The organism is Leclercia tamurae (genome assembly GCF_025566055.1).
GTDB lineage: Bacteria > Pseudomonadota > Gammaproteobacteria > Enterobacterales > Enterobacteriaceae > Enterobacter > Enterobacter tamurae.
The window spans coordinates 99,143-106,984 of record NZ_JAMHKS010000061.1 but is presented as its reverse complement, the minus strand read 5'-3'; the positions used below and the strand labels follow the sequence as shown (position 1 = coordinate 106,984).

7 protein-coding genes and 1 riboswitch are annotated in these 7,842 nt (G+C 55.1%); of the genes, 2 read left to right on the top strand and 5 right to left on the bottom strand.

Translation table 11 applies throughout. From position 1 onward, the window contains the following. Nucleotides 1–177: 177 nt before the first annotated feature. Nucleotides 178–1,029, bottom strand: coding sequence for a glutamate racemase (gene murI / locus M8318_RS02465; protein WP_262660878.1), 852 nt, complete (start codon nucleotides 1,027–1,029; stop codon nucleotides 178–180). After that, on the bottom strand, nucleotides 974–2,827 hold the full coding sequence (btuB, locus tag M8318_RS02460) for a TonB-dependent vitamin B12 receptor BtuB (protein ID WP_262660877.1): 1,854 nt from the start codon (nucleotides 2,825–2,827) through the stop codon (nucleotides 974–976). The genes murI and btuB overlap by 56 nt, the downstream gene beginning before the upstream one ends. Nucleotides 2,828–2,893: 66 nt before the next feature. Then, nucleotides 2,894–3,069: riboswitch (cobalamin riboswitch) on the bottom strand. Nucleotides 3,070–3,173: 104 nt separating this feature from the next. On the opposite strand from btuB, the gene trmA reads away from it, so the two are divergent. Next, nucleotides 3,174–4,274: a tRNA (uridine(54)-C5)-methyltransferase TrmA gene (gene trmA / locus M8318_RS02455; protein ID WP_262660876.1), complete on the top strand. Its 1,101-nt coding sequence runs from the start codon at nucleotides 3,174–3,176 to the stop codon at nucleotides 4,272–4,274. Nucleotides 4,275–4,319: 45 nt separating this feature from the next. Here the strand turns inward: trmA and M8318_RS02450 are convergent, their stop codons facing one another. Together M8318_RS02450 and fabR are read right to left on the bottom strand one after the other, a co-directional pair. Continuing rightward, nucleotides 4,320–4,679 (bottom strand): YijD family membrane protein, encoded by a 360-nt coding sequence (locus tag M8318_RS02450; protein ID WP_166184793.1) that lies wholly within the window; start codon nucleotides 4,677–4,679, stop codon nucleotides 4,320–4,322. 10 nt (nucleotides 4,680–4,689) lie between these two features. Then, nucleotides 4,690–5,328 carry an HTH-type transcriptional repressor FabR gene (fabR, locus tag M8318_RS02445; RefSeq protein ID WP_032615233.1) on the bottom strand — a complete coding sequence of 213 codons (639 nt, stop codon included), beginning with the start codon at nucleotides 5,326–5,328 and terminating at the stop codon, nucleotides 4,690–4,692. 196 nt (nucleotides 5,329–5,524) lie between these two features. Between fabR and sthA the strand changes: the two genes are divergently transcribed. Then, a complete protein-coding gene (sthA, locus tag M8318_RS02440; protein WP_106995805.1) occupies nucleotides 5,525–6,925 on the top strand; it encodes a Si-specific NAD(P)(+) transhydrogenase in 1,401 nt (466 codons plus the stop codon). Here sthA and oxyR read toward each other — a convergent pair. Next, nucleotides 6,908–7,825 carry a DNA-binding transcriptional regulator OxyR gene (gene oxyR / locus M8318_RS02435; RefSeq protein WP_106995804.1) on the bottom strand — a complete coding sequence of 306 codons (918 nt, stop codon included), beginning with the start codon at nucleotides 7,823–7,825 and terminating at the stop codon, nucleotides 6,908–6,910. The genes sthA and oxyR overlap by 18 nt on opposite strands. Nucleotides 7,826–7,842: the final 17 nt, after the last annotated feature.

Genomic DNA, 7,842 nt, shown 5'->3' with positions numbered 1-7,842 from the left:
AGTCAAGCAATTATTTTCGCTTTTCTCCGCCGGCGTTCATCTCTGAAGCCTGCTGTCACGGCGGTTTGTAATCCGTTGTTCCGTGTCAGTGGAGGCGCATTATAGGGAGTTCTTCGGCAGTGACAAGCGCTAATTTAAAAAAATCTTTCAACCGTCTTTTTTTTGCTCAAAAACGTGCTACAGCGCTAGTTTTTCGAGCTTTTCAAAGCCGTAACGGCGTAAAACGGGTAAAAGTTGCTCAGTCTCAGCGGTCAATGCCATGCAATACGCAATATTGTTGTCGGCAGATTTTGCATCTGGCGCTTCATGTTCAAGCAGCCAGGCGGTGCGACGGGCAATAGCCGCACCGGAATCCACCAGCCGGGTCCCTTCTGGCAGAACGGCAAGCAACTCCTCCTGTAATAGAGGGAAGTGGGTGCAGCCCAGCACAACGGTATCGGGCGGTTCCGACATTTTCAGCCATGGACGCAAGATACGGCTCAGCTCCTCCAGGGATACTGCCTGACCATGCAGCTTCGCTTCCGCCATCTCCACCAGCTCGGCAGAACCTAACATGGCAATCTTGCATTCATTAGCAAAGCGCTCGATCAGCTCGCGGGTATAAGGGCGCTTAACCGTACCGCGCGTTGCCAGCAGCCCCACCACGCCATTCGCCGTCAGGCGCGCTGCAGGTTTAATCGCCGGCACCACGCCGACCACCGGGAACGGGAATTTTTCGCGTAAAGCAGGAAGGGAAACCGTACTCGCCGTATTACAGGCAATCACCGCCAGGGCGAGAGGATAATGTTGTTGTACGGCGGTAACGATTTCAACGACGCGTTCGACAATAAACGCTTCGCTCTTCTCCCCATAAGGAAAAGCCACGTTATCGAAGGCATAGATGTAATGAAGATCCGGCAGCAGATGCCGAATCTCATCATAGACTGAAAGCCCACCGACACCGGAGTCAAACACCAGGACGGTGGGACGTGGGTCAGAAGGTGTAGCTGCCAGACAAGGTGTATTCCCGTCCTGCAGTTTCGTAGCCATAAACTGTCTCGTAGTCTTTATCGAACAGGTTGGCGATTTTACCACGAACTGTAAGGTGAGAGGTGACAGGATATGAAACGGCGAGATCCCACAAACTTACCCCGCCCATTTTTACTCGCTCTGAGGTGAACGTATTGGGATCGTACGCTACATCATAGCGGGTGCCCAGGTAGCGGTAGGCCAGATTCCAGTCGAGATTCCATACCTGCGTATCCAGCTGGTACTTCACCTGCTGCTTCGAACGGCGGGCCAGCACTTCGTTGGTTTTGGCATTGCGCGGATCAACATAGTCATAAGAAATCTGATGCCCCACCGGACCCGTATCGAACTGCGCCGTGGCTTCAATACCTTTGATGCGCGCTTTATCCACGTTGTAGTAGCGGAACGTACGCGGGTCGCTGCTGATCAGGTTGTCGATATCGTTGCGATAACCCGATACGCGCCAGGTCACCGGTCCGGTCAGCCCCTCGAAACCACCTTCCCACTGCTTGCTCTCTTCCGGCTCCAGGTCCGGGTTGCCGTAGCTCGCGCTGTGGATCTGGCTCATGGTCGGTGCTTTGTAGGCCGTGCCGTAGGAACCGATGATTCGGTAACCTTCGATAAACTCCCATCCGGCGCTGGTCTGCCAGGTGTTATGGTTGCCAAAGTTAGAGTTATCGTCATTACGCGCGGCGGCTTCCAGGGTGACGCTATCGAACTGTTGCATGGCAGACAGGAAGACCCCGGTGTTGCGTTGCTCGTAGCCTTTATCCAGATAACCGGTTCCCGCCTGGGTTTTTTGCTTCTGCCAGTCCAGACCCGCGCCGATATTGCCGTGGCCCACCGTGACGGTGTTCGTCCACTGGGCGGTGTACTGCTTGACGTCATCCGTAGTGGCAGACGAAGCATAGCGGCCTTTGCTCGGGTCATAGTTCTGATCTTTGCTGCGACCGTAACCACCCACCAGTTGGGTCTGGTAGATCCCCTGGTTATAGCGCAGGCCGGTGTCCCAGTTCTGGCTATACAGCTGACGCGTATCCGGCAGGCCATCGACCATAAAGCTGTCGTCATAATGCTCATAGCCGTCATACGCCGTGCGGTTGTCATAGCCGAGGCCACGCACGAAGCCGCTCAGGTTGTCGGTGATCTGCTGCTCAACCGAGCCAAACAGCGACTTACTCATAAAGCCGTCGCGATCGGGCTGGCGTGGCGCATCTGCCGCATCGATATCAAAGCCACGGGTGTAGGTATAGTTACCGCCGAGGGTGATTTTGGTTTTATCCAGCACCTGCTGGAAGGCACCATCATAGGATTGATAGCCTTTCGAGCCGACGCTGGCGGTAATTTCTGCCCCTGGCTTGTCCCGGCCCGTAATAATGTTAATCACGCCGCCAATCGCATCCGAACCATACAGGGCCGAGCGCGGGCCACGAATGTATTCGACACGCTGAATAAGCGACACGGGAATCTGGCTGAGATCCGGTGAGTTACTGATCCCGGCGTTATTCAGTGGAATGCCGTCGATCAGCACCAGCACATGGCGGGATTCGGTCCCGCGAATAAAGGTAGAGGAGTTAGCGCCTATCCCGCCGCTTTGGGCGATATCCACACCCGGTAAGCGTGACATAACCTCAACGACGCTTTTTGCCTGCCAGCGTTCAATGTCTTCCCGGGTAACAACGGAGCTGGGGGCCAGAACGGTATTGGCAGGTTGTGCAACACGGTTTGCCGTTACGACCAACGCGTCTGCGCCATCCTGCGCCCAGCCCGAAAATGCCGTGACGGAAAGCGCCGTCAACAGCGATACTTTTTTAATCATTGTTAAAGCATCCACAATATAAGAAGGATGCCGCAGGCCTCACCCATAGCACGCGATGATGAAACCAAATGCGACGTGATCCCGGCAGGTCTTCGGGCTAGGTGGCTTTATAAGGATGAAGACTTCCCATTTTCACAGTGTCTACAGCACTCATCCCGCCAGGCTTTACCGCTGCGCGTCAGCTCCAGATTTGCACTGGATTCCCTTTTCACTCACAAGAGACCGGAAACATAATGCTACATTTAGACACGTATAGATGTCCAGACTGCCGTTAACCATTAAGGCTGGACATCCCCTGCACAATCCCTACAATCCCCGCGTAATTCATCATCAATCAGGAAGCATCATGACCCCCGAACACCTCCCGACAGAACAGTACGACGCGCAACTGGCAGAGAAAGTCGTCCGTCTGCAAAGTATGATGACGCCTTTTGCTGCGCCTGCGCCTGAGGTGTTTCGCTCCCCGGTCAGCCACTACCGTATGCGTGCCGAATTCCGTATCTGGCACGACGGCGACGACCTGTATCACATCATTTTCGATCAGCAGACCAAAAGCCGTATCCGCGTGGACAGCTTCCCGGCGGCCAGCGAGCTGATTAACCAGTTGATGACCCTGATGATGAACGGCGTGCGCGACAATCCGCTGCTGCGCCATAAGCTGTTCCAGATTGACTACCTGACCACCCAAAGCAATCAAGCCATTGTCTCGCTGCTGTACCATAAAGCGCTGAATGACGAGTGGCGCCAGGCTGCAGAAGCCCTGCGTGATGCGCTGCGCGCGCAGAACATCAACGTGCATCTGATTGGTCGGGCAACCAAAACCAAAATCGCGCTGGATCAGGATTTCATCGACGAGCGCCTGCCGGTGGCGGGTAAAGAGATGATTTATCGCCAGGTGGAGAACAGCTTTACTCAGCCGAACGCGGCGATGAACGTGCAGATGCTGGAGTGGGCGCTGAATGCCACCGAAGGTTCAACCGGCGATCTGCTGGAGCTTTACTGCGGTAACGGCAACTTCTCGCTGGCGCTGGCGCGTAACTTCAATCGCGTACTGGCTACCGAAATCGCCAAACCGTCGGTGGCTTCCGCTCAGTACAACATCGCGGCAAACCACATTGATAATGTGCAGATCATTCGCATGTCGGCGGAAGAGTTTACTCAGGCGATGAACGGCGTGCGGGAATTTAACCGTCTGCAGGGGATTGATCTGAAGAGCTACCAGTGTGAGACGATTTTCGTCGATCCGCCGCGCAGCGGGCTGGATAGCGAAACCGAGAAGATGGTGCAGGCGTACCCGCGTATTCTGTATATCTCCTGCAACCCGGAAACCTTATGCAAGAACCTGGAAACATTAAGCCAGACGCACAAGGTTGAACGTCTGGCATTGTTCGATCAGTTCCCGTATACGCACCATATGGAGTGCGGCGTGTTACTGACGGCCCGGTAAACCGCTATCGCCGGGTGGCGCTACGCTTATCCGGCCTGGGACAGGTTACTCTGGCAGCTGCTGTTTACGGTTCCGCATTTTAATGCCGATCCAGAACACCAGCGCCACCGACAGTACGGCAGGCAGGAAGTTAGAGCCAATATCCGGATACTCTGCGCGCACCACGGTGCTATACAGCAGGACACCCAGCACAAAGAACGCCGCCGACAATGCCGGTAACCCCACCGGCATGGTGCGATTCTGATAACGCTGATGCAGACAGTACACCGTCAGCACCAGAGAGATCATCGGGAAAACCGAAAACGGTACAATGGAGCTAAACATCGCTGCAAAGGTACCGTTAATGGATAAGCCAGCGATCAATGCCAGCAATAATGTTCCTTTATCCTGTCCTGTCTGTTTCATTACTCACCTTTCACTCATCGGATTGATGCGCCAGTTTTTCTTGTTCACGGCGATACCAGTAATAAGCCCCTTTAGAGATCATCCGCAGTTGCAATACCAGTCGCTCTTCGAGTTGCTTGCGTTGTTCAACGCTCACATCCAGTGCTTCGGCGCCCGCACTGAAGACTATGGTCACCATCGCCTCGGCCTGCGCTTCAGTGAAGGCGCGCGGCATATGGTTTTCGAGTTCAAGATAGTCGGCAAGTTCCGCAATAAAATGCTGAATCTCACGCGCCACGGCGGCACGAAACGCGGCCGAGGTACCAGAGCGTTCCCGCAACAGTAAACGAAACGCGTTAGGGTTGTTGCCGATAAACTCCATAAAGGTGGAAACGGAGGTGCGGATCACGCTGCCCCCTTTGGCGATACGCTGACGCGCCTGGCGCATCAGCTGGCGGAGCATCAGCCCGCTTTCATCCACCATGGTCAGACCCAGTTCATCTACGTCACGGAAATGACGATAGAAGGAGGTAGGCGCAATCCCGGCTTCGCGTGCGACTTCGCGCAGGCTCAGACTGGCAAAACTTCGCTCGGCACTCAGTTGACTGAATGCCGCTTCTACCAGCGAACGCCGGGTTTTCTCTTTTTGTTGTGCTCTTACGCCCATCACGATAGTTGAATCCTTCCAAAGGCCCGCTGGCACTATACCAGAGAATAAAATTAATCGGTTTACCTGGCTTACAGAATGAAGGTTTCCCTGTTGTTTGTGCTCCACCACGCGAAAAGAGCACAACGATAATTGGGTTATCCCGCCAATGATGTTACTATTCTGTTGCTTTTATGTATAAGAACAGGTAAGCCTTACCATGTCACATTCCTACGATTACGACGCAATAGTTATTGGTTCCGGCCCCGGCGGCGAAGGCGCTGCTATGGGACTGGTTAAGCAAGGAGCCAGAGTAGCGGTTATTGAGCGCTACCATAATGTTGGCGGCGGTTGCACCCACTGGGGCACCATCCCTTCCAAAGCTCTCCGCCACGCTGTCAGCCGCATCATTGAATTCAACCAGAACCCTCTTTACAGCGATCACTCCCGTCTTCTCCGCTCTTCTTTTGCCGACATCCTGAACCATGCTGATAACGTTATTAATCAGCAGACGCGTATGCGTCAGGGCTTTTATGAGCGCAATCACTGCGAAATTCTGCAGGGTAACGCCCATTTCGTTGATGAACATACGCTGGCGCTGGAGTGCCATGATGGTTCGGTCGAGACCATTACCGCCGAGAAGTTTGTGATCGCCTGTGGCTCACGCCCGTACCATCCGGCTGATGTGGATTTCTCCCATCCGCGGGTTTATGACAGCGACTCCATTCTGAGCCTGCATCATGAGCCACGCCACGTGCTGATCTACGGTGCCGGGGTGATCGGCTGTGAATATGCCTCCATCTTCCGCGGCATGAACGTCAAAGTTGACCTGATTAACACCCGCGACCGCCTGCTGGCGTTCCTCGATCAGGAGATGTCCGATTCGCTGTCGTACCACTTCTGGAACAGCGGCGTGGTCATTCGTCACAACGAAGAGTACGAGAAGATCGAAGGTTGTGACGATGGCGTGATCATGCATCTGAAATCGGGCAAAAAGCTGAAAGCCGACTGCCTGCTTTACGCTAACGGTCGTACCGGTAACACCGATTCGCTGGCGCTGGAAAACATCGGCTTGACCACCGACAGCCGTGGGCTGCTCAAGGTCAACAGCATGTACCAGACCGCTCTGCCGCATATCTATGCTGTAGGTGACGTGATTGGTTATCCAAGTCTGGCATCAGCGGCGTATGACCAGGGGCGTATTGCGGCTCAGGCGCTGGTTAAAGGTGAAGCGACGGCGCATCTGATCGAAGATATCCCGACTGGCATATACACCATTCCGGAAATTAGCTCTGTCGGCAAAACCGAGCAGCAGCTGACGGCCATGAAGGTGCCTTACGAGGTGGGTCGTGCCCAGTTTAAACATCTGGCGCGGGCGCAAATCGTCGGGATGAGCGTGGGAACGCTGAAGATCCTGTTCCATCGCGAGACGAAAGAGATCCTCGGCATACACTGCTTCGGCGAGCGTGCGGCGGAAATCATTCACATCGGCCAGGCGATCATGGAGCAAAAAGGTGGCGGTAACACCATCGAATACTTTGTTAATACCACCTTTAACTACCCGACCATGGCAGAAGCTTATCGGGTAGCGGCGCTGAACGGCTTAAACCGCCTGTTTTAACGCACTGTCGAAACGGCCTTCCATCGAACTGCGGATGGCCTCTGCCAGCTGCTCATAGCGGCTGCGCAGCGGCGATCCCGGACGATAAACCAGGCCAATGGTACGGCGCGGCTCCGGCTTGATGCATGGCAGATAGACTACCCCGTCGCGACGACGTTCCGGCGGGACTGACAGCGCGGGCAGCAGCGTAATACCACTTCCTGCCGCCACCATGTTACGCAGCGTTTCCAGGCTGGTTGCACGGAAGTGGGTATCTTCATCGGCACCCGCTTCAAAGCAGAAGCCCATCGCCTGATCGCGCAGACAGTGGCCATCTTCCAGCATCAGCAGCTTTTCACCAGCCAGATCGGCCATCGGCACGCGATCGCGGTTCGCCCACGGGTGATCCTCATAGATCGCCAGCATCATCGGCTCGTCAAACAGCGGCACTTCGATAAAAGCTTCACTCTCTTTGACCAGCGCGAGGATTGCGCAATCGAGCTTACCGCTGTCCAGCTGCGCCAGCAGCTGATGGGTTTGCGCTTCGTGCAGGTACATTTCGAGTTTCGGGAAGGTCTGGTGCAGCATCGGAATAATTTGCGGCAGCAGGTACGGGCCAACGGTTGGGATCAGGCCAATATGCAGCGGGCCGGACATCGTCTCCCCCTGCTGGCTCGCCATTTCCTTGAGCACTTTGACCTCGCGCAGCACGGTGCGCGCCTGATCCACCAGCAGCAGGCCCGCCTGGGTGAACAGCACTTTACGACTGGTGCGCTCCAGCAGCATCACGCCAAGCTCATCTTCCAGCTTGCGGATCTGACCGCTAAGCGTAGGCTGACTGACATGGCAGGAATCTGCCGCGCGGCGAAAATGGCGGTGCTCGGCTAACGCCACCAGGTATTCAAGATCACGAATATTCATTATTCATCCTCTATCGC

Coding starts and splice junctions, on each gene's coding strand:
- murI (WP_262660878.1), bottom strand. CDS start 1,029: ATGGCTACGAAACTGCAGGACGGGAATACACCTTGTCTGGCAGCTACA.
- btuB (WP_262660877.1), bottom strand. CDS start 2,827: ATGATTAAAAAAGTATCGCTGTTGACGGCGCTTTCCGTCACGGCATTT.
- trmA (WP_262660876.1), top strand. CDS start 3,174: ATGACCCCCGAACACCTCCCGACAGAACAGTACGACGCGCAACTGGCA.
- M8318_RS02450 (WP_166184793.1), bottom strand. CDS start 4,679: ATGAAACAGACAGGACAGGATAAAGGAACATTATTGCTGGCATTGATC.
- sthA (WP_106995805.1), top strand. CDS start 5,525: ATGTCACATTCCTACGATTACGACGCAATAGTTATTGGTTCCGGCCCC.
- oxyR (WP_106995804.1), bottom strand. CDS start 7,825: ATGAATATTCGTGATCTTGAATACCTGGTGGCGTTAGCCGAGCACCGC.